Annotated in this window: 18 protein-coding genes and 1 pseudogene; 7 read left to right on the top strand and 12 right to left on the bottom strand. The window is 66.2% G+C overall.

Translation table 11 applies throughout. From position 1 onward, the window contains the following. Positions 1–367: 367 nt before the first annotated feature. The gene (locus H681_RS11730; protein ID WP_015477076.1) at positions 368–1,027 is read left to right on the top strand and encodes a DsbA family oxidoreductase; all 660 of its coding nucleotides are present in this window, start codon (positions 368–370) and stop codon (positions 1,025–1,027) included. 103 nt (positions 1,028–1,130) lie between these two features. Here H681_RS11730 and H681_RS11725 read toward each other — a convergent pair whose 3' ends face one another. Beyond that, entirely contained in the window at positions 1,131–1,466 is a 336-nt protein-coding gene (locus H681_RS11725; RefSeq protein ID WP_015477075.1) for a ribonuclease E inhibitor RraB, read from the bottom strand. A 160-nt stretch (positions 1,467–1,626) separates the two neighbouring features. On the opposite strand from H681_RS11725, the gene ptrC reads away from it, so the two are divergent. After that, positions 1,627–1,863 (top strand): type III secretion system co-regulatory protein PtrC, encoded by a 237-nt coding sequence (ptrC, locus tag H681_RS11720; protein ID WP_236620516.1) that lies wholly within the window; start codon positions 1,627–1,629, stop codon positions 1,861–1,863. A gap of 32 nt (positions 1,864–1,895) precedes the next feature. Here ptrC and H681_RS11715 read toward each other — a convergent pair whose 3' ends face one another. The 6 genes and pseudogenes from H681_RS11715 to H681_RS11690 all read right to left on the bottom strand — a co-directional run bounded on the left by H681_RS11715 (position 1,896) and on the right by H681_RS11690 (position 14,006). Beyond that, positions 1,896–4,142 (bottom strand): xanthine dehydrogenase family protein molybdopterin-binding subunit, encoded by a 2,247-nt coding sequence (locus tag H681_RS11715; protein ID WP_015477073.1) that lies wholly within the window; start codon positions 4,140–4,142, stop codon positions 1,896–1,898. Between the two features lie 11 nt (positions 4,143–4,153). Continuing rightward, on the bottom strand, positions 4,154–4,612 hold the full coding sequence (locus tag H681_RS11710; RefSeq protein ID WP_015477072.1) for a (2Fe-2S)-binding protein: 459 nt from the start codon (positions 4,610–4,612) through the stop codon (positions 4,154–4,156). Between the two features lie 255 nt (positions 4,613–4,867). Continuing rightward, positions 4,868–7,579 (bottom strand): annotated as a pseudogene (gene mgtA / locus H681_RS11705) (magnesium-translocating P-type ATPase); the annotation flags it as partial. Between the two features lie 288 nt (positions 7,580–7,867). Then, positions 7,868–11,533 (bottom strand): translocation/assembly module TamB domain-containing protein, encoded by a 3,666-nt coding sequence (locus H681_RS11700; RefSeq protein WP_041712565.1) that lies wholly within the window; start codon positions 11,531–11,533, stop codon positions 7,868–7,870. A 14-nt stretch (positions 11,534–11,547) separates the two neighbouring features. Next, positions 11,548–13,278, bottom strand: coding sequence for an autotransporter assembly complex protein TamA (locus H681_RS11695; protein ID WP_041711933.1), 1,731 nt, complete (start codon positions 13,276–13,278; stop codon positions 11,548–11,550). Positions 13,279–13,358: 80 nt separating this feature from the next. Then, positions 13,359–14,006, bottom strand: a complete 648-nt coding sequence (locus H681_RS11690) for a GNAT family N-acetyltransferase (protein WP_015477068.1) — start codon at positions 14,004–14,006, stop codon at positions 13,359–13,361. Between the two features lie 129 nt (positions 14,007–14,135). Between H681_RS11690 and xthA the strand changes: the two genes are divergently transcribed. Further along, positions 14,136–14,948 (top strand): exodeoxyribonuclease III, encoded by an 813-nt coding sequence (xthA, locus tag H681_RS11685; protein ID WP_015477067.1) that lies wholly within the window; start codon positions 14,136–14,138, stop codon positions 14,946–14,948. A gap of 274 nt (positions 14,949–15,222) precedes the next feature. Here the strand turns inward: xthA and H681_RS11680 are convergent, their stop codons facing one another. Beyond that, positions 15,223–15,840 carry a response regulator gene (locus H681_RS11680; protein WP_015477066.1) on the bottom strand — a complete coding sequence of 206 codons (618 nt, stop codon included), beginning with the start codon at positions 15,838–15,840 and terminating at the stop codon, positions 15,223–15,225. 190 nt (positions 15,841–16,030) lie between these two features. Continuing rightward, complete coding sequence (locus H681_RS25785; protein WP_015477065.1) at positions 16,031–16,225, bottom strand: hypothetical protein; 195 nt, start codon at positions 16,223–16,225, stop codon at positions 16,031–16,033. Between the two features lie 196 nt (positions 16,226–16,421). Here H681_RS25785 and H681_RS11675 point away from each other — a divergent pair, with 196 nt between their 5' ends. From H681_RS11675 to H681_RS11665, 3 genes are all read left to right on the top strand, one after another. Further along, positions 16,422–17,804, top strand: coding sequence for a substrate-binding domain-containing protein (locus H681_RS11675; protein ID WP_015477064.1), 1,383 nt, complete (start codon positions 16,422–16,424; stop codon positions 17,802–17,804). A 289-nt stretch (positions 17,805–18,093) separates the two neighbouring features. Further along, positions 18,094–19,137 carry a TerC family protein gene (locus tag H681_RS11670; RefSeq protein ID WP_015477063.1) on the top strand — a complete coding sequence of 348 codons (1,044 nt, stop codon included), beginning with the start codon at positions 18,094–18,096 and terminating at the stop codon, positions 19,135–19,137. After that, a complete protein-coding gene (locus H681_RS11665; RefSeq protein WP_015477062.1) occupies positions 19,103–19,300 on the top strand; it encodes a hypothetical protein in 198 nt (65 codons plus the stop codon). Before H681_RS11670 ends, H681_RS11665 begins: the two co-directional genes overlap by 35 nt. Positions 19,301–19,456: 156 nt before the next feature. On the opposite strand, the gene H681_RS11660 is transcribed toward H681_RS11665, so the two are convergent. After that, on the bottom strand, positions 19,457–20,686 hold the full coding sequence (locus tag H681_RS11660) for an acyl-CoA dehydrogenase (RefSeq protein ID WP_015477061.1): 1,230 nt from the start codon (positions 20,684–20,686) through the stop codon (positions 19,457–19,459). A gap of 169 nt (positions 20,687–20,855) precedes the next feature. On the opposite strand from H681_RS11660, the gene H681_RS11655 reads away from it, so the two are divergent. Further along, positions 20,856–21,788, top strand: a complete 933-nt coding sequence (locus tag H681_RS11655) for a LysR family transcriptional regulator (RefSeq protein WP_015477060.1) — start codon at positions 20,856–20,858, stop codon at positions 21,786–21,788. A 258-nt stretch (positions 21,789–22,046) separates the two neighbouring features. Here H681_RS11655 and H681_RS11650 read toward each other — a convergent pair whose 3' ends face one another. Both H681_RS11650 and H681_RS11645 read right to left on the bottom strand, forming a co-directional pair. Continuing rightward, positions 22,047–23,174 (bottom strand): acyl-CoA dehydrogenase family protein, encoded by a 1,128-nt coding sequence (locus tag H681_RS11650; protein ID WP_015477059.1) that lies wholly within the window; start codon positions 23,172–23,174, stop codon positions 22,047–22,049. Between the two features lie 10 nt (positions 23,175–23,184). Continuing rightward, entirely contained in the window at positions 23,185–24,369 is a 1,185-nt protein-coding gene (locus tag H681_RS11645) for an acetyl-CoA C-acyltransferase (protein WP_015477058.1), read from the bottom strand. Between the last annotated feature and the right edge of the window lie 14 nt (positions 24,370–24,383).

The following is a 24,383-nucleotide window of genomic DNA, read 5'->3' as shown; positions in this document are numbered from 1 at the left end:
GACCGATGGCGTCTGCGGCTGCCGGCATGTCACCACACACGACATCCATAAAATTAAAACCTTATTATTCATATAGATATATTATCTATATGATAAATTACATTATATAATGGCTATCTTCTTCGGTCGTCCCTGCGGCGCTGGAAGGCCCGAATTTGGAGGGCTCCTCCTACAGCCGAGGGCTGCCCAACGACCACTCGCGTTAAAGTCATTTCTCAAGAAAATAAAAATATTTATATTCATATAGTTACAAGATATTTAGAGAAACAACATAAGAAAATGCCACTCCCCGGTGACGCCGCCACTGGATTGAACCACGCTTCCGGGTCCATCCTTGAGTCATGCCCATTTGCCGGAGATCGCCAGCATGAGCGATAGCATCACCATCGATTTCGTCTCCGACGTGGTCTGCCCCTGGTGCGCCATCGGCCTGAACGGTCTGCTGGAAGCCATGCGCCGCGTAGACGACGAACTGACCGTGGAGCTGCGCATCAAACCCTTCGAGCTCAATGCGGACATGCCCGCCGAGGGCGAGGACCTGGTGGAGCATCTGCAGCGCAAGTACGGCAGCAGCGCCGAGGAGATCGCCCGCAACCAGGAGCACCTGCGCACCCTGGGCGAGGAGGTCGGCGTACACTTCGATCTGAAGAAGCGCGACCGCATCTACAACACCTTCGACGCCCACCGCCTGCTGCACTGGGCGGCGGAGTCGCACCGCGACATCGCCCTCAAGCAGTCCCTGTTGCACGCCTACTTCGGCGAAGGGCGCGACCCGAGCGATGCGGAAGTGTTGCTCGACGTGGCCGTCAGCGTCGGCCTGGACGCGGTGCGGGCGCGGGAAATCCTCGATGGCGACGCCTACGCCGACGCAGTGGTGGCCGACGAGAATTTCTACACCAACCGCGGTATCCACGCCGTTCCGGCGGTGATCCTCAATGGCCGCCAGCTGATTTCCGGCGCGCAGAGCGTGGATTACTACGAGCAGGCCTTGCGCCAGGTGGCGCGCAACGCGCCGCTGCCGGAGTGATAGAGGTTTACGCCCAGTCCTGTCCTTGCTCGCGAACCACCCAGGCCGTCCCCGGAACAAAAACGGCGCCCGAAGGCGCCGTTTTTCATGAAGCAGCAGCCGCTCAGAGCGCCGACCAGCCGTCCATCTGGCCGCCCAGGTCGGCGGAGTGCTCGGACAGCAGCGCGGCATAGCCACTGATGTGCTCGTGACTGAGCTCCATCACCGGATAGGCCAGGACCTGCCACGGCAGTTGGTCGTTGCCGTCGTACTCCGAGTAGGCCACCTTCTGCCCGTTCTGCAGCAGCATGATGGCGAAGTCCAGGGCGGACTGTTCGTCCGGGAAGATCACCGCGAACTCTACCTCGTGCTCAATGGAGAGGTCTTCACCGTCCTCCTGCAGGGCCCACAGGGCGTCGCCGATTTCGTCGTCCGGGAAAAGCTGCTTGTCGCGGCTCATGTCACTGCTCCAGTTGTAAGTCAGCGTGGCCGTCTGGACACGCCCGTGCAGGATACCCGTCCTGCGTGGCCGGTGCCGGAAAATCTCGCCGGCACCATCGTCGGCCGTGATGTCCACCATCACGGCGATTCACTTCCACCCTAGCCCACCCGGCGCGAACATGCCGTCATCGGGCCTGCGCCCCTCCCACATCGAGTTGCCGACCATGAGCCGCGTCGACGAGGCCTACCGCATCACCTACATCACCCTCGACGAGCTGCAATTGCAGTTCGAGACCGAAATCGCCGTTACCGACGAAGAGGGCAGCCTGGTCCTGCATCGCGCGGCGACTCTCCCAGCCGAACGCCGTGCGCTGCGCGAGCTGATCCGCCAGGAGCCGCCGGCTTCCGCCGCCTGAGCCCCCTCGCCAACGGGAGGGGCAGTCCCGCCTCACGCCTGCAACTGATTGCCGATCGGCAAGGTGCGGATGCGTTTGCCGCTGGCGGCGAACAGGGCGTTGGCCAGTGCCGGCGCCAACGGCGGCACGCCGGGTTCGCCGACCCCGCTCGGCGGTACCGCGGAGGGCGCGATATGCACGTCCACCACGGGCATTTCGTTGATGCGCAGCACCTGGTAATCGTGGAAGTTGGACTGGTCCACCTTCCCGTCCGTCAGGGTGATGGTGCTGTGCAGGGCCGCCGACAGGGCGAAGCCGATGCCGCCCTCCATCTGCGCCTTGATCACGTCCGGGTTGATTGCCAGTCCGCAATCCACGGCGCAGACCACCCGATCCACCTTGAAGCTGTGGTCCGCCTTGACCGTCACCTCCACCACCTGGGCCACGACGCTGCCGAACGACTCGTGCACCGCGATCCCCCGGCCGCGCTGCTCGCCCTGGGCGCCCTTCGCCAGCGGCGCCTGCCAGTTGGCCCGCTGCGCCGCCAGTTCCAGCACGCCGAGATGCCGGGGATGGTCCTTGAGCAGGGCGCGGCGGAACGCGTACGGATCCTTGCCGGCGGCAATGGCCGCCTCATCGACCAGCGTCTCGGTGGAAAACGCCGTATGGGTGTGGCCCACCGAGCGCCACCACTGGGTCGGCACGGTGACGTTCTCGGCCAGGGCCTGCTCGATGCGCAGGTTGGGCACCGCATAGGGCAGATCGTCCGCACCCTCCACGGCAATCTTGTCGATGCCGTCCTTGACCATGATCTTCTCGAAGGGCGTGCCGAGGATGAAGGACTGGCCGACCAGCCGCTGCTCCCAGGCCACCAGGTTGCCCGAGGCGTCCAGCGCCAGCCGCGCGCGGTGCAGGAACGCCGGGCGGTAGTAGCCCGCGCGGGTGTCGTCCTCGCGGGTCCAGACCATTTTCACCGGCGTCTTGATGCCCTGCTCGCGCGCGGCCTTGGCGATTGCCGTGGCCTCCAGCACATAGTCCGAGTGCGGGTTGGCGCGGCGGCCGAAGCTGCCGCCGGCGTAGAGCTGGGTGATCGACACCTGCTCCGGCGTGATGCCCAGCAGCTGCGCCACCGCCATCTGGTCGCCGGTCTGCCACTGCTCGCCGTTCCAGATCTGGCAGCCGCCATCGTCCTTGAGCTGGACCACGCAGTTCAACGGCTCCATCGCCGCATGGGCGAGGAACGGGAACTCATACTCCGCCTCGATGAGCTTGGCCGGCTGCTTCAGCGCCGTGTCGACATCGCCCACGTTGCGCGCCACCAGGCCAGGCTTGCCGGCCATCTCGCGGTACTGGGCGAAGATTTCCTTGCTGCCCATTTTGAAGGCCTTGCTCTCGTCCCATTCGACCTGCAAGGCGTCACGGCCCTGGCGCGCGGCCCAGGTGTTCTTCGCCAGCACGGCGACCCCGGCGAAGCGTCGCTCGCTGCCGGGGAACTGCACCACGGCGACCACCCCCGGCACCGCCTTGGCCCTGCTCGCGTCGACCTTGGCCGGCACCCCGCCGAACCGCGGCGGGTGGGCAACGACGGCCACCAGCATGTCCGGCAGGTGGATGTCCTGGGTGAAGATCGCCGAACCATCGGTCTTGCCGCTACTGTCGATGCGCGGCAGCTTCGCCTGGCCGATCAGTTTGAAGTCCTTCGGGTCCTTCAGTTTCACCTCGGCGGGCAGCGGTTGTTTCGCCGCGGCTTCCGCCAGTTCGCCGAAGCCGGCCTTGCGCCCGGAGGCGGCGTGGCTCACCACGCCGTCATGCACGTCGATCTGTGCGGCAGGCACCTTCCACTGCTCGGCGGCAGCGCCCACCAGCATGGCGCGGGCGCTGGCGCCGGCCTTGCGCATCTGTTCGAAGGAGTTGGAGGTGGCGGTGCTGCCACCGGTACCCTGCAGGTTGCCGAAGGCCAGGTTGGCGTAGCGCCTGGCGTCCGCCGGGGCGCCCTCCACGCGCACGTGGGCCCAGTCGGCATCCAGTTCCTCGGCCACCAGCGTGGCGAGGCCGGTGTAGCTGCCCTGCCCCATTTCCACGTGCTTGGCGATCACCGTCAGCGTGCCGTCCGGGGCGATGCGCACGAAGGCGTTGGGTTCGAAATCGCCGGCCGCCTGCGCCTCCCCCATGCGCCCGAGCAACGGCGCGAAGTAGATGCCCAGGGCCAGGCCACCGGCGCCCCGGAGGAAATGCCGGCGGCTCAGATTGCAGATGCCGCGCGCCGGCGCCGCTTCCTGGTCGATGCGGGTATCGAGCATGTCAGTCCTCCTCACGCCAGGGTCTTGGCGGCGTCGTGGATGGCCGCGCGGATCCGCGCGTAGGTGGCGCAGCGGCAGATGTTGCCGCTCATGGCGGTATCGATGTCGGCATCGCTGGGCGCCTTGTTGCCGGCCAGCAGCGCAGCGGCGGACATGATCTGCCCGGACTGGCAGTAACCGCACTGCACCACGTCCAGCCGCCGCCAGGCTTCCTGGACGGCCTTGCCGGCGGGCTGCTCGCTCACCGCCTCGATGGTGGTGACCTTCTTGCCCGCCACCGCCGAAAGCGGCGTGACGCAGGAGCGCGTCGGCTGGCCGTCGAGGTGCACCGTGCAGGCGCCGCACAGCGCCATGCCACAGCCGTACTTGGTGCCGGTCAGCCCGGCGACGTCGCGCAGGGCCCAGAGCAATGGCATCTCGCCGGGAGCATCGAATTCATGGTCCTTGCCGTTCAGGTTCACGGTAATCATCTGCGGGGCCACCTCTTGCGCGGGTGATGAAGTGGCCGGAACCCGCAGGTTCCGGCACGAATGGATTCAGCCTAGGCGCTATGCCGGGCACGCGCCGCGACGATACGCGAAGAAGGCGCCGAGCGGTTTGCCTGGTCCTGCGCAGACTTGCCTGAAACTGCCCGGCGATGCGCCGCGCGCGCATCAGCCCGCGCGGGAATCCGCGTGCCCTCCCACTGCCAGCGGCGCCCGCGGACTCGGATGCTCGCTGCGGTCCCAGCCGTAGCGCCGCGCGAACCAGCCCTTCACCGCCTGGGTCAGCACCATGTAGCCCAGCAGGATGCCGGCCAGCCACGGCCAGTACGCCAACGGCAGGGCCTGCATGCGGAACGAATGAGCCAGCGTCCCCATCGGCAGGAAGATCGCCACGGCGACGATCGCCAGGGTCATGCCCAGCAGCGGCCAGGCCGCGCGGCTCTGCAGGAAGGGGATGCGCCGGGTGCGGATCATGTGCACCACCAGCAGTTGCGAGATCAGCCCTTCGACGAACCAGCCGGACTGGAACAGCGCCTGGTGCTCCGGCGCATTGGCGCCCAGGACGAACCACAGGACCAGGAAGGTGGCGATGTCGAACAGCGAACTGACCGGCCCGAAGAACACCATGAAACGCCCCAGCCCGTCCGGGTTCCACTGCTGCGGCCGGCGCAGTTGCTCGTCGTCGACGTGGTCGAAGGGAATGGCGATCTGCGACAGGTCGTACAGCAGGTTCTGCACCAGCAGTTGCAGCGGCAGCATCGGCAGGAAGGGAATGAAGGCGCTGGCCACCAGCACGCTGAACACGTTGCCGAAGTTGGAACTGGCCGTCATGCGGATGTACTTGAGCATGTTGGCGAAGGTCCGGCGCCCCTCGATCACCCCCTCCTCCAGCACCATCAGGCTCTTTTCCAGCAGGATCAGGTCGGCGGCTTCCTTGGCGATGTCCACGGCCGAATCCACCGAGATGCCGATGTCCGCGCTGCGCAGCGCCGGAGCGTCGTTGATGCCGTCGCCAAGGAAGCCCACCACGTGCCCGCGCTCGCGCAGCACGCGCACCAGGCGCTCCTTGTGGCCGGGGGTGAGCTTGGCGAACAGCGTGGTGTGCTCGGCCAGTTCGCCCAGCGCCGCGTCGTCGAGGCCGTCCAGCTGCGGGCCGAGGAGCACGCCCCGGACCGGCAGGCCGACGTCCCGGCAGACCTTCAAGGTGACCCGCTCGTTGTCGCCGGTGAGCACCTTCACCGCCACGCCGTTGTCCGCCAGCGCACGCAGCGCCGGGGCGGTGGTTTCCTTCGGCGGATCGAGGAAGGCGATGTAGCCGGCCAGGCACAGCCCCGCCTCGTCGGCCACGCCATAGCCCTCGCGCTCCGGCGGCAGCTCGCGGGTCGCCACCGCGACCACCCGCAGGCCCTCCTGGTTGAGCGCCTCGGCCACCGCGCGGATGCTCGCCAGGCGCTCGTCGTCCAGCGGCGCCACGGCGTCGCCGGCCTCCACCGAGACGCAGACATCCAGCACCTCTTCCAGCGCGCCCTTGCAGATCAGCAGGTGATAGCCGTCGGACTCGCTGACCACCACCGACATGCGCCGACGGGCGAAGTCGAAGGGAATCTCGTCGACCTTGCGGTAGCGGCTGTCCACCCGCAGCGCGTGGCGCAGCTCGACATGTTCGAGCACGGCCACGTCCAGCAGGTTCTTCAGCCCGGTCTGGTGGTGGCTGTTGAGGAAGGCCAGTTGCAGCACGCGGTCCTGGGCCTGGCCGAACGCGTCGGTGTGACGCTCCAGCACGATGCGGTCCTGGGTCAGGGTGCCGGTCTTGTCGGTGCAGAGGATGTCCATCGCGCCGAAGTTCTGGATGGCGTCCAGGCGCTTGACGATGACCTTGCGCCGGCTCAGCGCCACCGCGCCCTTGGCCAGGGTCGAGGTGACGATCATCGGGAGCATTTCCGGGGTCAGGCCGACCGCGATGGACAGCGCGAACAGCGCCGCCTCCAGCCAGTCGCCCTTGGTGAAGCCGTTGAGCAGCAGCACCAGCGGCGCCATCACCAGCATGAAGCGGATCAGCAGCCAGCTGATCTTGTTCACCCCGGCCTGGAAGGCGGTGGGCGCCGGGTCCGCCGCGATCACCCGCTCGGCCAGCGAGCCAAAGTAGGTCCGCGCCCCGGTGCCGACCACCACGGCCTGCGCCGAACCGCTGATGACGTTGGTCCCCATGAAGCAGAGGTTGTCGCGCTCCAGCGGGTTGCACTGGCGGGCGTCGTGCAGCTGGGCGAACTTTTCCACCGGCAGCGATTCGCCGGTCAGCGCCGCCTGGCCGACGAACAGGTCCTTGGCGCTGAGCAGGCGGACATCCGCCGGCACCATGTCGCCAGCGGACAGCCACAGCACGTCGCCGGGCACCAGTTGGTGGATCGGCACTTCCAGCCGGCGCGGCGGACCTTCGTCATCCGGGCAGCGGAACACCGTGGCGGTGTTGCTGACCATCGCCTTGAGCCGTTCGGCGGCGCGGTTGGAGCGTTTCTCCTGGACGAAGCGCAGCAGCGTGGAAATCGCCACCATGCTGCCGATCACTACGGCGGCCTGGGCATCCTCGGTCAGCCAGGAGATCGCCGCCAGCACGCTCAGCAGCAGGTTGAAGGGATTGCAGTAGCAGTACCAGAGGTGCAGCCAGGCGCCGATGGGATGTTCCTGCTCCACTTCGTTCGGGCCCTCGCGCAGGCGCCGTTCTTCGGCTTCCGCCTCGCTGAGCCCTTCACGGCGGCTGTCCAGACGCTCCAGCACGGCCTGCGGCTCCAGCACCGACCACTCCAGCAAGGCCTCGGCCAGGGGGGGAGGCGCACGCCGTCCCGCCGCGGACCCACGCAACAGGTCGCGCGCAGCCAGACGGCGCAGCTGGCGAGCCGGGAAGCCCTTGTTGATGAATTCGAGCAGGTGGGTCCTGATGAGGTCCAGGCGCATGGCGATTCTCCTTTCCGCCACATTTCCAGGCGGCAGGAGCAGTTTGTGTGCGCATTCTTAAGACGCCATGAAGACCAGGCGATGACCATGTCCCGTGGGGTATCCCCACCCTCGGAAACTGCCGCCGACCGACGACGGCAGTACGCGCCTCAGGCATCCGGCCTCTTCAGCAGCCGGTCCGGATATCGGGGTATCAGCTCCTGCGACACGTTCTGATCGACGGAAGCGTTGATACGGATTTTTCCGCGCGACCGTTATGGAAACCCTGTAAACACTCCATTCGCTTCATCAGAAATCACGCTTGTAGAAGATATCCAGCGAGCTGGCCAAGCCACTGGCCGCCTCCAGATAGACCTTCTTGCTCAGCAGGTAACGCAGGGCGATGGTGTTCGCCGGCTCGAACACGCCCACGCCATAGCGCAGGCTGAGCCGGTCGGAAAGCTGGCCGCTGGCGACCACACTGGTGCTGTTGCCGGTGCCTTCGGTATCCAGCTGGAAGTCCTGGATACCCAGCTTCTGCGCGACCTCGCCGGTGAGCGGGGCACTGCCGGCCAGGCCCAGGGCCAGCGCCGCCTCGCCCATCATGTTGCTGTCCTCACCAGTGCTCATCGGCCGACCCAGCACCAGGTAGGACAGCGCCTGCTGCTGGCTCATCGCCGGTTCGGAGAACACCTCGCTGCGCGGCTGATCGGCGCTGCCGCTCAGGCGCAGGCCGGCGGTCACGTCGTCGACCTTGCGGATCGCCTCGATGTCCAGGTACGGCTGGTCGATGGGACCGGCGAACAGCAGGCGGGCGCGGCGGATGGTCAGCTTCTGCCCGTAGGCCCGGTAGCGGCCCTTGTTCAGGCGCAGCTCGCCGCGGGTGTCGAGGTTGTCGCCCACGTGCACCTGGCCGGCCAGCTCGGCATTCAGGCCAAAACCGGCGAAGGTCAGCTTGTCCTCGCCGACGATCACATCGACGTCCATGTGCAGCGTGGTAGCGGCCTTCTGCTCCTGTTTCTGGCCGACGATCACGGTGTCGTCCGATACCTTGACCGTCGACGGCGGCAGCTGGCGGATGGTGATGGCGCCGCGGGGCACCTGCACCTTGCCGGAAACGGCCACGCCCTCGCCCGCCATGCGGATCGCCAGGTCCGGCTCGACCTCCAGCTCGGCGTACGGGTCGATCGTCACCGGCAGGCGGTTACCGCGCACGTTCAGGTCGACATTCAGCGCCTCGTTCCAGGCGATCCGCCCGGACAGGTTGCCGTTGCCATGCTCCCCGGCCGTCCAGTGGCCGCTCAGGTCCACCTGTTCGCCGGCGATGCGCGCCTCCACCTGCAACTGCTCCAGGCGGGTCGGCAGATCGCCGCCGGACACCTCGCCATCGACCAGCCGCAGGTTGCCGTCCACCCGGGGAGCCAACAGAGCGCCGGATATCCGCCCATTGCCGTGCAGCCGTCCCTTGAGGGTTTCCACGGCCGGTACGAAGGGCCGCGCGATGGAGAGGTCCAGGCCGTCGAGGCTGAAGCTGCCATTCAGCGGCTTGGACTTCGGCCGGGGATCGAGCTGTACCTGGGCGTCCAATGTGCCCAGCTTTTCGCCGTGGAACTGCAGGCGGGTGTCGATGCGCCGGGGTGTCAGGCGGCTGTCCAGTTGCAGGCTCTGGTAGGGGAAGTCGACCCAGTCGTCCTGCTCCTTCAGGCGTAGCGTGCCGCTGCCGGCATTGAGCAGGATCGAGCCGTTCGGGCCGCTGGCCGGCAGGTCCAGCTGCACGTCGCCGTCCAGTTGGCCGCGCCAGGCGAAGTCCTCGGGCAGCCAGCGCGCCAGGCTGTCCAGCGGGAACTGGCGCAAATGCAGGCGCAGGCGCGGGTCGGGCATCAGGCGCTGGTCCTCCGCGCACAGGCTGGCCGGCCCCGAGGCCCAGCAATGCGCGCCCAGGGTCAGGCGGCCGTCGGCCAGGCGCTCCAGCTTCGCCGGCTGCTGCAGGCGCCAGTCCTGCCCGCCGCTCTGGATGTCGCCTTGCGCCAGGCGGCCACGCCAGTCGCGGCCATTCCAGGTGCCGTCCAGGCCCAGCGCAAGGATCACCGGTTTGCCTTGCAGGTTCAGCGAGAGCTGCTGGCGCTGCTTGTCGCCGCTGCCCTCCAGCTTGAGCGTGCCCAGGCGCGTGTCGCCGCTGCGCAGGCCCTGCACCTGCAGGTCCAGGCGGCCACGCTGGGCCGCATCCAGCTTCGCCTCCAGCGCCAGGGTGCGCAGGCTCTGGCCGGCGTAGGCAACGCGCTGGCCCTTGAGCGCCAACTGGCCTTGCGGCGCTTGCAGGGTGCCGGCCAGGTCGAGCCGACCGCCCAGCTGGCCGGACAGTTGCGGCCACAGCTGGCCCAGTTGATTCAAGGCGAGGTCCAGCCGCCCGGAGAGGTGCTGCTCCAGCGCCGCCTGGCCGCTGATGCGGTTGTCGCCCAGTTGCAGGATCAGCTCGTCGGCTTTCCAGGCCTGTCCGGCACCCTCTGCGCGGGCCTTGAACAGTGCCGGCTGGCCACGCAGGCGCCCTTGCAGGTCGAGGCTCGCCGACAGGTTCAGGCTGCCCTGCTTGAGCGAACCCTGGCTGCGCAACGGCCCGCCCAGGCGGCCCGGCATCTGCTCCAGCCAGTAGGCGGGATCGAGGTCGCGCAGGTCGAGGGCGGCGTCCCAGCTGACAGTATCGGCAAATCCAACCTTCACATGCCCTTCGGCCTTGCCCTGCCCCGCCACCAGTTGCAGCGACGGCAGGAAGACTTCCGCGAGGTTGCCGGAGACCGGGCTGGCGAGGCTGAACGCACCGGCCGGGCCGTTCAGCGCGGCGTCGAAGTTGCCCAGGTAGGCGCCGTCGCGGTACTGCACCTCGGCCTTGAGGCTGTGCACGCTCACCGGCGGCTCGTCGAGAGCCGGGTACAGGCGCCGCCAGGGGAAGTCCAGCCAGTCCAGCGTGGCGTCGGCGGCAAAGCCGTCCTGCCAGTCGAGCCGACCCTGTACGCCCAGCCGTTGCGCCTGGGCGGCGCTCAGGTCGAAGGCGGCGATGTCCGCACCCTGGGCGTCGACGCGGCCGCGCAGGGTCAGCACCACAGGGCTGTCTTCGGCCGGCAGCATGGCCGCACCGGCGATCTGGTAGCCGTTCTTCAGGTCGCCCTTGGCATTCAGGCGGACCCGGTTCAGCGTCAGCGTGTCGGGCAGCGAGGCGTCCGCCTTGAAGCCATCGGCCAGCACCAGGGCCTGGGCCGGCAGGTTTTCCGCCAGCGGCTGCAGGTCGCCTTCCAGCGTGCCATCAAGGTAGCCCGTACTCTGCGCCTGCAATTTCAGATGACCTTGCAGCTCGCCATCGACCTGCAACTTCAGCGACCAGGGCTTCCCGCCCACCACTGGCAGGTCGAGGCTGCCCTGTGCCTGCAGCGGCCAGCCGCCGGTGGGCTTGAGCAGGCCGGACAGCGACAGGCGCAGGTCGTCGCGGGCCAGAGTCGCCGACTCTATGTGCAGCCCTTCGCGGTCCCAGTGCGCCACCAGGTTGGCGTCGCGCAGTTGCTCCTGGTCATCGAGCAGGAAACGGCCAATGCGCACGTCACCCAGTTCCAGGGACAGCGGCAGGTCGAGGCTCGGCAGTTGCACGGGGCCGGACGACTCGCTCGCCTCGCTCGGCGGCAGGGTCAGGCGCACGTCCTTGGCCGCCACGCGGTTCAGGCACAGCGCCATGCGCAGCAGGCAGCCCGGCGACCAGTCGATATCCGGCTCGTCCAGCACCAGGCGGGTTGCACCGTCGCTCCACGCCAGGCGCTTCGCGGTGAAGGCGCCGGCCAGCCGGCCATTGAAGCTGTCCACTGTCAGCCCCGGCACCCACTGCAGCGCCATCCGGCTGCCCGCTTCGGTGCCCAGCAGGGCCGCCAGGCCCGCCACCAATAGCAGGATCAGGCCGAGCAGTCCGCCCAGCAGCCAGCGCAGCACACGCATCCAGCCCGCACGGCTCACAGTTCAGGCCCCATCGAGAAGTGAATACGGATGCCGCCGTCCTCGTCCAGGCCGTCGGCGAGGTCCAGGCGCAGCGGCCCGACCGGGGAAATCCAGCGAACGCCAAAGCCCACGCCGGTCTTGATCGACGGGAAATCCAGCGAATTGAAGGCGTTGCCCTGGTCGACGAAAGCCGCCAGTCGCCAGCGTTCGGCAATCGGGTACTGGTACTCGACGCTGCCGGCGACCATGTAGCGCCCGCCAATGCGGTCGCCGTCGGAGTTCTTCGGCGACAGCGTCTGGTAGTCGTAGCCGCGCACGCTCTGGTCGCCACCGGCGAAGAAGCGCAGCGACGGCGGGATCGAGGAATAGTCGTTGGTGGCGATGCCGCCGACCTGGATGCGGCCGAGCAAACGCTGGCCACCCCAGAAGCTGGTCAGGCCCTTGGCCATTGCATTGATATGCGCGACGTCGGCGTCGGCCAGCAGTCCTTCCTTGGCCCCTTTCACATCGAACTGCAGGCGATAACCGCGGCTGGGGTCGATCTTGTTGTCCGCCTCGAGAATCGAGTAGCCGATGCCCGGCATGAGGAAACTGCTCAGGCCCGAGTCGTCGCCCAGCTTGTACTCTTCGCGCTGCCAGTTCAGCGACACCACCCGCTGCCAGCCGCTGTCGAGCTTGTGGTGCCACTCGCCGCCGAGGGTGAGCAGCTTGCTCCGGGTGTCCACCAGGTCTTCATTCTGATAGCCGCTGGTGAGGCGCAGCTTGTCGGTCAGCGGCGGGTCGAGCGGAACTTCGTACCAGGCGCCGACGTTCTGCCGAGGCTCCGAGACTTCCGCCTCCCAGCCCAGGCTATGGCCCTGGGGGTTGACCCAGTGGCGCGTCCAGTTGGCCTTGGCGCGCGGCCCGACGTCGGTGGAGAAACCCAGGCCCAGGCCCATCGTCCGTGGCTTGCGCACCTGCAGGTGGACGTTGACCGGGATCACCTCGGACGCGGACCTGGCCGGCGGCGCCGCATCCACGCGCACACCGTCGAAGTAGCCGGAGGACTGCAGCGCCTGGTTGAGCTCGGCGATCAGTTCGGAGTCGTAGGGCGTGCCATCCTTGAACGGCACCATGCGCTGCAGCAGTTCATCGTCGAACGGATAGTCGCCGCTGAACTCGACCTTGCCGAGGGTGGAACGCGGGCCGCTGATATAAACCAGCTCGACGTCCGCGACGCCGGCCACCGGGTCGACCTGCAACCGCTGCCGGCTGAACTGCCCGCGGAAGAAGCCAAAGCGCGACGCCTGGTTCTGGATCAGCCGCTTGGCGTCCTCGTAGGCGCCGTGATTGAGTTGCGCGCCGGGCTTGAGGGCGTCGCCGCCGGGCACGCGGAAGCTCTTGAGGTCGGCCGCCGGTCCCTCCACCCGAATCGTGACGTTGCGCAGATGCACCGGCTCGCCCGGCGCGACGTTCAGGCGCAGGGTCGGCGGCTGAACGTCGCGCACCCGGCTGCGAATGCGCGCCTGGTAGTAGCCCAGCGCCTGCGCGGCTTTCCGCGCCTGCTCTTCGGTGGTGCGCCGCATGCGCCGCAATGCCGCCTGGTCACGCTCGCCGAGGCTGCCCACATAGGCCTCGATATTGGCCTTGAGCGCAGGGATGGCGGGAGTGATGCGAACGTCGAGATGGGCTTCGGCCGCCAGCGCCCTGTGCATGCAAAGCGCCATCAACAGCAGCAGCCCAAGCAATCCTTGGACAAATCTCATGGCGCGGAATGCTAGCACGGGACTTTTGCGTTATGCCCTTTTCCAACGCGAACGCGCGACCTGGCGGCCCGAATCAGACGCTACCCCGAATGCACCAACTGGCTTTCCGGCCTCGGATTGGGATGGAACAGCACATGCTCCCGGATCGGCCCCAGGGCCACCTCCCCCAGCTCCTCGTAGCCGTGGCGCCGGTAGAACTCCAGGTACCGCGCGTTCCCCGTGTCGAGCACCAACCCCTGGGAACCACCCGCCTCCGCACACCAGGCGTGCAGCGCATCGAGCAGTTGCTCGCCCAGGTGCTTGCCCTGGAACTCCGGGTGGATGCCGATCAGCGGCAGGATATGGTACGGCCCCGGCGGCAGGCAGCCGAGCACGGCGGCGTGGTAGTCCAGGTAGCGCCGCGTGCAGCGAAAACCGGTGGTGAGCAACATGCGCATGCGCCAGGCCCAGCTCTCGGTGATATCCAGCCGTTGCTGGGGTGGCGCGATCAATGCCACGCCCACCAGGCGGTCCTCGCGCAGCAAGCCGATGGCCGGCAGCTCCTCGAGGAAATGCTGGTTGACCAGTTCGCGCACCGTGGCGCGTACGCGCTGGTCGAAACCGGGGCGGTCGGCCTCGAACAGATAGGCGAAGGTGGGTTCGTGGCGGTAAGCGTGATAAAGCAGCGAACGGACTTCGCGGCTGTAGCCGCTGTCGAGCAGATGCACTTCGGCAATCGAATCGGGCATGCGGACGCCTCTTCTGGTGGTGTCTTCTTATGGGTAGCGCTGCAGCCACGAAACACTAGCAGCGGCGCGCCAGGGTCGCCAGAATCGGCCACCTTGGGCTAGCATCCTTCTTTTGCCAGGACGTCCAGGATGAAAATCGTCTCCTTCAATATCAACGGCTTGCGCGCACGTCCCCATCAACTGCAAGCCATCATCGAGCGCCATCAGCCGGACGTGATCGGCCTGCAGGAAACCAAGGTCGCGGACGACCAGTTCCCCCGCGCGGAGGTCGAAGCCCTCGGCTATCACGTGCACTACCACGGGCAGAAGGGCCACTACGGCGTCGCCCTGCTCTCCCGCCAGGAGCCGCTGGAGCTGCAACGCGGCTTCCCCAACGATGGCGAAGACGCGCAGCGCCGCTTCATCTGGGGCACCTTCAAGGACGCCCAGGGCCAGCCGGTTACCGTAATGAACGGCTACTTCCCGCAGGGCGAGAACCGCGAGCATCCGGTGAAATTCCCCGCCAAGCAGCGCTTCTACGCCGACCTGCAGGACCTGCTGGAAACCCGTTTCCAGCCCAGCCAGCCGCTGGTGGTGATGGGCGACATCAATATCTCGCCGGAAGACTGCGACATCGGCATCGGCGAGGAGAACCGCAAGCGCTGGCTGAAGACCGGCAAATGCAGCTTCCTGCCGGAAGAACGCGAGTGGCTGGCGCGCCTGAAGAACTGGGGCCTGGTGGACAGCTTCCGCCTGCAGAACCCGGAAGTGAGCGACCGCTTCAGTTGGTTCGACTACCGCAGCCGTGGTTTCGAGGACGAGCCCAAGCGTGGCCTGCGCATCGACGTCATCCTCGCCTCCGAGGCCCTGCGCGGGCGCATCGCCAGCACCGGCGTGGACTACGACATCCGCGGCATGGAAAAGCCCTCGGATCACGCACCGATCTGGCTACAACTGTCCTGATCCCCTGTAGGAGCGAGCTTGCTCGCGAACAGCCTCGCAGCGGGGCCAGGTTCGCGAGCAAGCTCGCTCCTACAAAAAACAGGTCAGGCGCATCGCTGAACCCTGAGCATCCCGCGACGCCAAGAAAGCCCGGCCAATACCTGGCTTTCTTGCATTTCCACTTGGCGTCCAGAGCAAAGCAGCCCGCCAGGCATCAGCCCCTGAATGGCGATGGAGGCGATACCGAGGCACTCATTCAATCCGGGTCGCTACGGAACAGATGCGGATCTCACGCCTAGATCAAACCAATTTCCTGGCTGATGCCGATCAGGTCGTCCAGCGAGGCCGCTTTCAGCTTCCGCATCATCTGCCTTTTGCAATAGCTGACGCTCGCGGTGGGGATATTCAGGAAGTCCGCCAGGGATGCGGAAGAACGCCCATGCCGCAGACCGTGCAATATCGCGACCTGCTGGGTGGAGAAACGCAGCGCGTGGTGCAAGCGGGCATCTTCATCCACCGGCAACCGGGCGTGCTCGGGAAAGATCGAGCCGCCCTGAAGAACGGCATCGATGATGTGCTCCAGCAAGGCCGGGCAGTCATTCAGGAACAGGAAGCCGGATGCACCAAAATGCATGGCGCGCCGGATGTTCATTGCCGAATGGAGGTTGGAGCAGGCAAGTACCGGGATGGAAGGCGGCAGTTGGCCGTTACGCCTGAGCATCTCCAGGAGTTCCAGCCCATGAATGTCGGACAGCTCCAGCATCACCACCAGAAGATCGAACTGATCAGCCCGCAACTCAGCCAGCGCTTGCCGCGCCAGGGTGGGCTGCGCAACCAACTGATGACCGTTCAGACGCTTCAGGGACGCACCGAGCTTACTTCGAACAGAACCAACGAGTGCAATACGGGCCATGAAATACCCCAATACATACGGCCCCCCAAGGCATCGCCGGATCCCCTGGCGATGCTTCAGCGGCCAAGCCTTTTGCTCTTCTAATCCTTGTCGCAATCACTCGCGACAAGGCGTGCATCCAGCACATGCCTTGCGCCAGCGAAGCCAGGGGGCGCGACCATCCGCTCCGCCAACGGACACGCGGAGCCTCTCAGCGACGCCGCAGCAACTGCGCGACATCCAGCAACGTCGTCAACACGAACAATGGAACGAGCAGCATGAGCATCGATGGTGCGGGGGACAGCATCCTGTCCGGCGCCACTATCAACGAGCAGGTGATCAGCACCACGGACGAGATGATGACCAGCTTGGCAAGCACCGATGCGAAACCGACAATTTCGCCCACGACAACCCCCGGATGACTTTACGAAAGCCGCTTATGTAGCAACCCGTGCAAATAATCGGCATCGGAATCCTCCGGTAGTCCATCGTCCTTTTCTGATCCGCCCTGCACCGCTCTACACCGTCGCCAAGCGTCATATCGATGCAATGATTCCGTCTTAATCTTCCGCGCCATCCATGCCTTACAGGGAATCTGCTTCATGCTGCACAAAGCGCGCACTGGCGACTCGGACGCCTGGCCCACGACGGTCGCCTGGCTGGTCATCGGTTTCATCTGCTACGCCTTCCCGTGGCAGGCCTTCGCCGCCCTGCCCTCATCCCAGGCGGGCGAGCCCGTACTGCGCGTCCAGGGTTCGAACACCATCGGTGCCCACCTGCTGCCGGCGCTGGTCAAGGGCCTGCTGGCGAGCGAGGGCTACCAGAACGTCAGCAGCCAGCCAGGCAAGACGGAGAACGAACAGCGCATCATCGGGCGCTCGAGTGATGGCCGTGAGGCCATCATCGACCTGGCCGCTCACGGTTCCAGCACCGGCTTCGTGGCGCTGAAAGAGGGCATCGCCGAGCTGGCGGCGGCGTCCCGCCCGATCAAGGATGCCGAAGCCTCGGCGCTGTCCGCGTCGGGCAATCTGCGTAGCGCCAAGGCCGAGCAGGTGATAGGCATCGACGGCCTGGCGATCATCGTCAACTCCGCCAATCCGCTGAGCGAGCTGGACACGGACACCCTGGCACGCATCTTTTCCGGCGACGTGAAGAGCTGGGAGGAGATCGGCGGCCGCGGCGGCGCAATCCACCTCTATGCACGCGATGACAACTCGGGGACCTTCGATACCTTCAGGGAGCTGGTACTGGCCAGCCACGGAAAAGCGCTGGGTAACGGCGCGCAACGCTTCGAGTCCAGCGATCAGTTGTCCGCGCAGGTCAGCGGCGACCCGCAGGGCATTGGCTTCGTCGGTCTGTCGTCGATCAAGAAGGCCAAGGCGCTGCTGATTGCCGATGGCGACTCCCAAGCCATGCCACCGTCGACCACGCTGGTCGCCACCGAGGACTATCCGCTGTCGCGCCGCCTGTTCCTGTACATGAAGCCGGAAGAAAGCAATCGCTGGGCACGCGCATTGCTGCAATTCGCCCAGGGGGACCAGGGCCAGGCGCTGGTCAGCTCCAGCGGCTTCGTGGGGCAGCGGGTGCAGGCCACGAAGATGTCGCCTCGGACCAGCATGCCCGAGTCGTATCAAGCCCTGGCACGCGATGCCCAGCGGCTGTCGGTGAACTTCCGCTTCCGCGAAGGCAGCGCCACGCTGGACAACAAGGCTCAGCGCGATATCGAACGCCTGCTCGCCTATCTGCAACAGAACGGCAAGATGAATAAACAGACTGTACTGGTCGGCTTTGGCGATCCGAAGCAGGACCCGGCTCGCGCGGAGCTGCTGTCCAAGTTGCGCGCAATGGCGGTTCGCCGCGAACTGGCCAAGGAGGGGGTGATGTTCCGAGCGATCAGCGGCCTGGGCGATGCCTTGCCGGTCGCGGCCAACAGCGATGACGACGGACGGGTGAAGAACCGTCGCGTCGAGGTGTGGGTCTATTGAGCCCAGCAGCGCGGCGGTGGCTTGGCCGCACGCTTGTCGCCCCCTGAGAGAGGCGCAGGAAAACTCGCAACACACCTTCGTCCAGCGAGCAATGTCTGAATGGTCATCAACTAAACTTCTGCTGGACAGACATGCACCTTTCGCCATGAATGTAGGAACTTGTTACGTTACCCCGTTTGCCTGGATGGCCTGCTCTGCTATGTTCCCGCCTGTGACGCCGGGCCCCTCTGACGGTTGCCAACCGCCATGTCGGAGTCACTTTCGACAACGACACTAAGGGAGGGGCCACATGACAGCTCTGCACGCCTTCTTGACCGAACCATTCCTCGGAACCGCCATCTGGTTCTGGCTGGCCTTCCTGGCCATCGTGATTCTCCTGCTGGTACTCGACCTGGGCGTTCTGCAACGCGATCACCATGAGATCGGCGTGCGCGAGAGCCTGATGCTGTCCGCCGGCTACTTCGCCTGCGGCCTGGCCTTCGGCGGCTGGGTCTGGTACGAGTTCGGCGCCACCAGCGCGGTGGAGTACTACACCGGTTTCCTCGTCGAACAGTCGCTGTCCATGGACAACGTGTTCGTCATGGCAATGATTTTCGGCTTCTTCGGCATCCCCCGCCGCTACCAGCACCAGGTGCTGTTCTGGGGCATCCTCGGCGCCATCGTCATGCGCGCGCTGATGATCGGCCTGGGCGCCGCGCTGGTGAAGGAGTTCGAGTGGATCATGTACGTGTTCGGCGCCTTCCTGCTGTTCAGCGGCGTGAAGATGCTGTTCAGCAAGCATGACGACGAGCCGGACCTGGCGAACAACCCGGTGCTCAAGTTCCTGCGCAAGCGCATCCGCATGACCGACACCATCCACGAGCACCACTTCTTCGTGAAGATGCCGGATGCCTCGGGCAAGCTGGTGCGCTACGCCACCCCGCTGTTCCTGGCGCTGGTCCTGATCGAGCTGGCCGACCTGGTGTTCGCCGTGGACAGCGTGCCGGCGATCTTCGCCATCACCCAGGATCCGTTCATCGTCTACACCTCGAACATCTTCGCCATCCTCGGCCTGCGCGCCCTGTACTTCTCGCTGGCGGCGATGATCCACCGCTTCGTCTACCTGAAGTACGCCCTGGCGCTGGTGCTGGTGTTCATCGGCACGAAGATTTTCCTGCACGGCTTCATCGGCAAGGTTCCCGCCGCCCTGTCGCTTGGCGTAACCTTCGGCCTGCTCGCCGGTGGCATCCTGCTGTCGTTGATCAAGACCCGCCGCACCCGCGAGGAGCCGCTGGAAATCGTGAGTCAGGAGACCGTGCATGCAAGCACTGGAGGTGAGGATCGAAACCGTTGAGTTTCGCGGCCGGGCCTATTGGCAGGTCCGCCTCGGCCGCCGCGCGCTACGCTTTCCTCACGAGGCCGCGGCGCGCGCCTTTGCTGCGCAACTGCACACACGGCGGGCATGGTGGTTGGCGCAGATGGAGGTGAATGGGCCCGAGCGTACTCCAGAGCAGTGAATGTACTTGTAGGAGCGAGCTTGCTCGCGAACCCGCCCAACCTCGACCTCATCGGTGAGCATTGTTCGCGAGCAAGCTCGCTCCTGCGTAAAGCGCTATGGGACACAGGTATGAGAAAGGCCCGCATGGCGGGCCTTTTTCGTTTCGGCGTGGGGATCAGCGGCTGCTGCGCAGCATGTCCTTGGGCACGTACTTGCCGATCTCGTACTTGCCGATGGCCGCGCGATGCACTTCGTCCGGGCCGTCGGCCAGGCGCAGGGTGCGCTGCATGGCGTAGAAGTACGCCAGCGGGGTGTCGTTGGAGACACCGGCGCCGCCGTGCATCTGGATGGCGCGGTCGATCACCTGCAGGGCGACATTGGGCGCCACGACCTTGATCTGGGCGATCTCGCTCTGGGCGATCTTGTTGCCGGCGGTGTCCATCATGTACGCGGCATTGAGGGTCAGCAGGCGCGCCTGGTTGATCTCGATGCGTGAGTTGGCGATGAGGTCGATGTTGCCGCCCAGGCGCGCCAGCGGCTTGCCGAAGGCGGTGCGGCTGACGGAGCGCTTGCACATCAGTTCCAGCGCGCGCTCGGCCATGCCGATGGAGCGCATGCAGTGGTGGATACGGCCTGGGCCGAGGCGGCCCTGGGCGATCTCGAAGCCGCGGCCTTCGCCAAGCAGCACGTTCTCGTAGGGCACGCGGACGTTCTCGAAGAGCACTTCGGCGTGGCCGTGCGGGGCGTCGTCGTAGCCGAACACCGGCAGCGGACGGAGGATCTTCACGCCGGGGGCGTCGGTGGGCACCAGGATCATCGAGTGCTGCTGGTGACGCGGCGCGTCGGGGTTGGTCAGGCCCATGAAGATCATGATCTTGCAGCGCGGGTCGCAGGCGCCGGAAGTCCACCACTTGCGGCCGTTGATGACCCACTCGTCACCGTCGCGTACCGCGTTGGCTTCCATGTTGGTGGCGTCGGACGAGGCCACGCCCGGCTCGGTCATGGCGAACGCAGAGCGGATCTCGCCACGCAGCAGCGGCTCCAGCCAGGTGCGCTTGTGCTCTTCGCTACCGTAGCGCACCAGTACTTCCATGTTGCCGGTGTCCGGCGCGGAGCAGTTGAACGGCTCGGAGCCGATCAGCGAACGGCCCATGATCTCGGCCAGCGGCGCGTACTCCATGTTGGTCAGGCCGGCGCCCAGTTCGGATTCGGGCAGGAACAGGTTCCACAGGCCCTCGGCCTTGGCCCGGGCCTTGAGCTCTTCCATGATCGCCGTGGGTTGCCAGCGATCGCCCTGGGCCACTTGCTCGTCGAACACCTTCTCGGCGGGATAGACATAGGCTTCCATGAACGCGGTGACGCGCTCACGCAGGTCCTGAACCTTGGCGGAATAAGCGAAATCCATAGGTGGCTACCTTCTGGCGGCGGGTTGTTTGTCGTGGTGATGATGCTAGAACAGCGAGGAGGATTTACCCAGCCTATTATCCTAATCAATGAACATTCATAACCCATATGGACCTGTGCGCCGGTTCGGGTATGATCGAGCGCAGAACAACTACAAGCGGAGCCCTGGAATGAACCTCAGCAAGGTCGATCTGAACCTGTTCATCGTCTTCGATGCGATCTATACCGAAGCCAACCTGACGCGTGCCGGACAGATCGTCGGCATCACCCAGCCCGCCGTCTCCAATGCCCTGGCCCGTCTGCGTGAAACCTTCAACGACCCGCTGTTCGTGCGCACCGCCCAGGGCATGGTGCCCACGCCGATGGCGCAGAACATCATCGGGCCGGTACGCAATGCGCTACAGCTGCTGCGCGTCTCGGTGCAGGAGAGCCGCACCTTCACGCCCACCCAGGCGAACAAGACCTACCGCATCAGCATGACCGACCTCACCGAGGCCATCGTCCTGCCGCCGCTGTTCCAGCGCCTGCGCCGCCAGGCGCCGAACGTGCACATCGAGAGTTTCCTCTCCAAGCGTCGCGAAACCACCAAGGAACTGGCCGCCGGCCGCCTGGACTTCGCCGTGGACGCGCCGCTGAACACCGACCCGCAGGTACGCCACGTCAAGCTGATGGAGGACCGCTATGTCTGTGCCATGCGCCAGGGCCACCCGCTGGCCAAGGACAAGGTGACGCTGGAGGAATACCTGTCGGTGGCGCATATCCAGATTTCCAGCCGCCGCAGCGGCCTGGGCTATGTGGACCTGTCGCTGGGCAAGATGGGCCTGCAGCGCAAGATCGCCCTGCGCTCGCAGCACTACCTGATGGCTTCGACCGTGGTGCAGCAGACCGACATGGTGGTCACCGTGCCCGAGCGCTTCGCCCGCCACCACGGCCTGCATTTCGTCGACCTGCCGGTGAACGACGTGCCCAGGCTGGAAACCCACCTGTACTGGCACGAAAGCACCGACCAGGACCCGGCCAACCGCTGGATGCGCGAGCAGATCATCGAGTTGTGCCAGCAGGTGACGGCGCGGGAAGCGCGTGAGGCGGCGGAGCGCGCGTGAGGCGGCGGGCGATGTCCGTCGATGGGTACCGCTTCGCTCCACGCCATCCTACGTTTGCCACACGTGCAACGGCCAACCCTGTAGGAACGAGCTTGCTCGCGAACCGTCCAGCCGAGAAATCCCCGGTGAAATCTGTTCGCGAGCAAGAACTAGGCGTCCCCCTCGCTCCTACAAAAAGCCTCTCGAGAGGCCACCCGCAGACCCCGTCCTGCCGAAGTGCCTGTCCAACGAACGGGCCGGGGTCTGCCGGCGAACCCTTTACAGACTCCGCGCGATCACCAGTCGCTGCACGTCGCTGGTGCCCTCGTAGATCTGGCACACGCGCACGTCGCGGTAGATGCGCTCCACCGGGTAGTCCTGCAGATAGCCATAACCGCCGAGGGTCTGGATCGCCGCGGAGCACACGCGCTCGGCCATTTCCGAGGCGAACAGCTTGGCCATCGAGGCTTCGGTCAGGCACGGCAGGCCGGCTTCGCGCAGGCTGGCGGCGTGGTGGACCATCTGCCGGGCCACGGCGATCTCGGTCGCCATGTCGCTCAAGCGGAAGGCCACTGCCTGGTGCTGGATGATCGGCTTGCCGAAGGTCTCGCGCTCATGGGCATAGTCGCGTGCGTACTCGAACGCCGCGCGGGCCATGCCGACGGCCTGGGAGGCGATGCCGATGCGCCCGCCCTCCAGATTCGCCAGGGCGATGGCGTAACCCTGCCCCTCCTCGCCCAGTCGGTAACTGACGGGGATGCGCACGTCGTCGAAGGCGATCTGGCAGGTATCGGACGCATGCTGGCCAAGCTTGTCCTCGACGCGCACCACGCGGTAGCCGGGCGTGTCGGTGGGCACGATGAAGGCGCTGATGCCCTTCTTGCCCGCCGCCGCATCGGTCACCGCGAAGACGATCACCACGCCGGCGTGGCTGCCCGAGGTGATGAACTGCTTGCTGCCGTTCAGCACGTAGTGATCGCCGTCGCGACGCGCGCGGGTCTTCAGGAAGCTGGCGTCGGAGCCGGCCTGCGGTTCGGTCAGGGCGAAGGCGCCGATCATCTCGCCGCGTGCCAGGGGCATCAGGAACCGGCGCCTCTGCTCATCGTTGCCGAACTTGGCGATGGGCATGCAGCCCACCGAGTTGTGCACGCTCATGATGGTAGAGCAGGCGCCGTCGCCGGCGGCGATCTCTTCCAGGGCCATCGCGTAGGCCAGGTGGCCGGTCTGCGCGCCGCCCCACTCTTCCGCCACCAGCATGCCGAGGAAGCCGAGGTCGGCCATTTCCTTCAGTGCTTGCGCGGGGAAGCGGTGCTCGCGGTCCCACTCGGCGGCGAAGGGCTTCAGCCGTTCCTGGGCGAACTGGCGGGCAACGTCGCGGATCTGGATGTCTTCTTCAGTGGGAATCATGTCTCGCTCCTTACGCCAGGCGTTCGACCGCGATGGCCGTGGCTTCGCCGCCGCCGATGCACACCGAGGCTATGCCGCGCTTGAGGTCGTACTGCTTGAGCGCCGACAGCAGGGTCACGATGATCCGCGCACCGGAGGCGCCAATCGGGTGGCCGAGGGCGCAGGCGCCGCCGTGGACGTTGATCTTGTCGTGAGGGATGTCCAGCTCGCGCATGGCGGCCATGGCGACCACGGCGAAGGCTTCGTTGACCTCGAACAGATCGACCTCGCCCAGTGCCCAGCCCGTGCGTTGCAGCAGGCGGTTCACCGCGCCCACCGGGGCAGTCGGGAACAGGTTCGGTGCATCGGCGAAGGAGGCGTGGCCACGGATGGCGGCCAGTGGCGTCAACCCTCGCTTCTCGGCCTCGGACAGGCGCATCAGCACCAGCGCGGCGGCGCCGTCGGAGATGGAGCTGGCATTGGCCGCCGTCACCGTGCCGCCTTCGCGGAACGCCGGCTTCAGGGTGGGGATCTTGTCCGGCCTGGCTTTCGGCGGCTGCTCGTCCTGGCTGACTTCGCGGGTTTCCTTGCCAGCCTTGACCGACAGGGCAACGATCTCGTCGGCGAAGCGGCCTTCGTTCATGGCCTTCTGCGCGCGGGTCAGCGAGGCGATCGCGTAGTCGTCCTGCTGCTGGCGGGTGAAGCCGTAGTTCTCCGCGCAATCCTCGGCGAAGGTGCCCATCAGGCGGCCCTTGTCGTAGGCGTCCTCGAGGCCGTCGAGGAACATGTGGTCGAACACCTTGCCGTGGCCCATGCGGTAGCCGCTGCGGGCGCGCTCCAGCAGGTACGGCGCGTTGGACATGCTCTCCATCCCGCCGGCCAGGGCCACGCGGGCGCTGCCGGCGAGCAGAGCGTCGTGGACCATCATCGCGGCCTTCATGCCCGAGCCGCACATCTTGTTCACCGTGGAGCACGGCGTGCCGCGCGCCAGCCCCGCACCCAGTACTGCCTGGCGCGCCGGAGCCTGGCCCTGGCCGGCGGAGAGCACGCAGCCGAGCACGGCTTCGTCCACCTCTTCCGTGCCCAGGCGGGCGCGTTCGACGGCGGCGCGGATGGCGGCCGCGCCGAGGGTGGCGGCATTGACGTCTTTGAAGTCGCCGAGGAAGCCGCCCATCGGGGTGCGGACGGCGCTGACGATGACGATGGGATCGTTCATAACCCGGTTCTCCT

The sequence above is a fragment of the Pseudomonas sp. ATCC 13867 genome (assembly GCF_000349845.1).
GTDB lineage: Bacteria > Pseudomonadota > Gammaproteobacteria > Pseudomonadales > Pseudomonadaceae > Pseudomonas.
This window is presented reverse-complemented; position numbering and strand designations above follow the sequence as displayed.

Excerpts from the sequence above, each read along its gene's own strand:
- H681_RS11730 (WP_015477076.1), top strand. The coding sequence starts at position 368 with ATGAGCGATAGCATCACCATCGATTTCGTCTCCGACGTGGTCTGCCCC.
- H681_RS11725 (WP_015477075.1), bottom strand. The coding sequence starts at position 1,466 with ATGAGCCGCGACAAGCAGCTTTTCCCGGACGACGAAATCGGCGACGCC.
- ptrC (WP_236620516.1), top strand. The coding sequence starts at position 1,627 with ATGCCGTCATCGGGCCTGCGCCCCTCCCACATCGAGTTGCCGACCATG.
- H681_RS11715 (WP_015477073.1), bottom strand. The coding sequence starts at position 4,142 with ATGCTCGATACCCGCATCGACCAGGAAGCGGCGCCGGCGCGCGGCATC.
- H681_RS11710 (WP_015477072.1), bottom strand. The coding sequence starts at position 4,612 with ATGATTACCGTGAACCTGAACGGCAAGGACCATGAATTCGATGCTCCC.
- H681_RS11700 (WP_041712565.1), bottom strand. The coding sequence starts at position 11,533 with ATGCGTGTGCTGCGCTGGCTGCTGGGCGGACTGCTCGGCCTGATCCTG.
- H681_RS11695 (WP_041711933.1), bottom strand. The coding sequence starts at position 13,278 with ATGAGATTTGTCCAAGGATTGCTTGGGCTGCTGCTGTTGATGGCGCTT.
- H681_RS11690 (WP_015477068.1), bottom strand. The coding sequence starts at position 14,006 with ATGCCCGATTCGATTGCCGAAGTGCATCTGCTCGACAGCGGCTACAGC.
- xthA (WP_015477067.1), top strand. The coding sequence starts at position 14,136 with ATGAAAATCGTCTCCTTCAATATCAACGGCTTGCGCGCACGTCCCCAT.
- H681_RS11680 (WP_015477066.1), bottom strand. The coding sequence starts at position 15,840 with ATGGCCCGTATTGCACTCGTTGGTTCTGTTCGAAGTAAGCTCGGTGCG.
- H681_RS11675 (WP_015477064.1), top strand. The coding sequence starts at position 16,422 with ATGCTGCACAAAGCGCGCACTGGCGACTCGGACGCCTGGCCCACGACG.
- H681_RS11670 (WP_015477063.1), top strand. The coding sequence starts at position 18,094 with ATGACAGCTCTGCACGCCTTCTTGACCGAACCATTCCTCGGAACCGCC.
- H681_RS11665 (WP_015477062.1), top strand. The coding sequence starts at position 19,103 with ATGCAAGCACTGGAGGTGAGGATCGAAACCGTTGAGTTTCGCGGCCGG.
- H681_RS11660 (WP_015477061.1), bottom strand. The coding sequence starts at position 20,686 with ATGGATTTCGCTTATTCCGCCAAGGTTCAGGACCTGCGTGAGCGCGTC.
- H681_RS11655 (WP_015477060.1), top strand. The coding sequence starts at position 20,856 with ATGAACCTCAGCAAGGTCGATCTGAACCTGTTCATCGTCTTCGATGCG.
- H681_RS11650 (WP_015477059.1), bottom strand. The coding sequence starts at position 23,174 with ATGATTCCCACTGAAGAAGACATCCAGATCCGCGACGTTGCCCGCCAG.
- H681_RS11645 (WP_015477058.1), bottom strand. The coding sequence starts at position 24,369 with ATGAACGATCCCATCGTCATCGTCAGCGCCGTCCGCACCCCGATGGGC.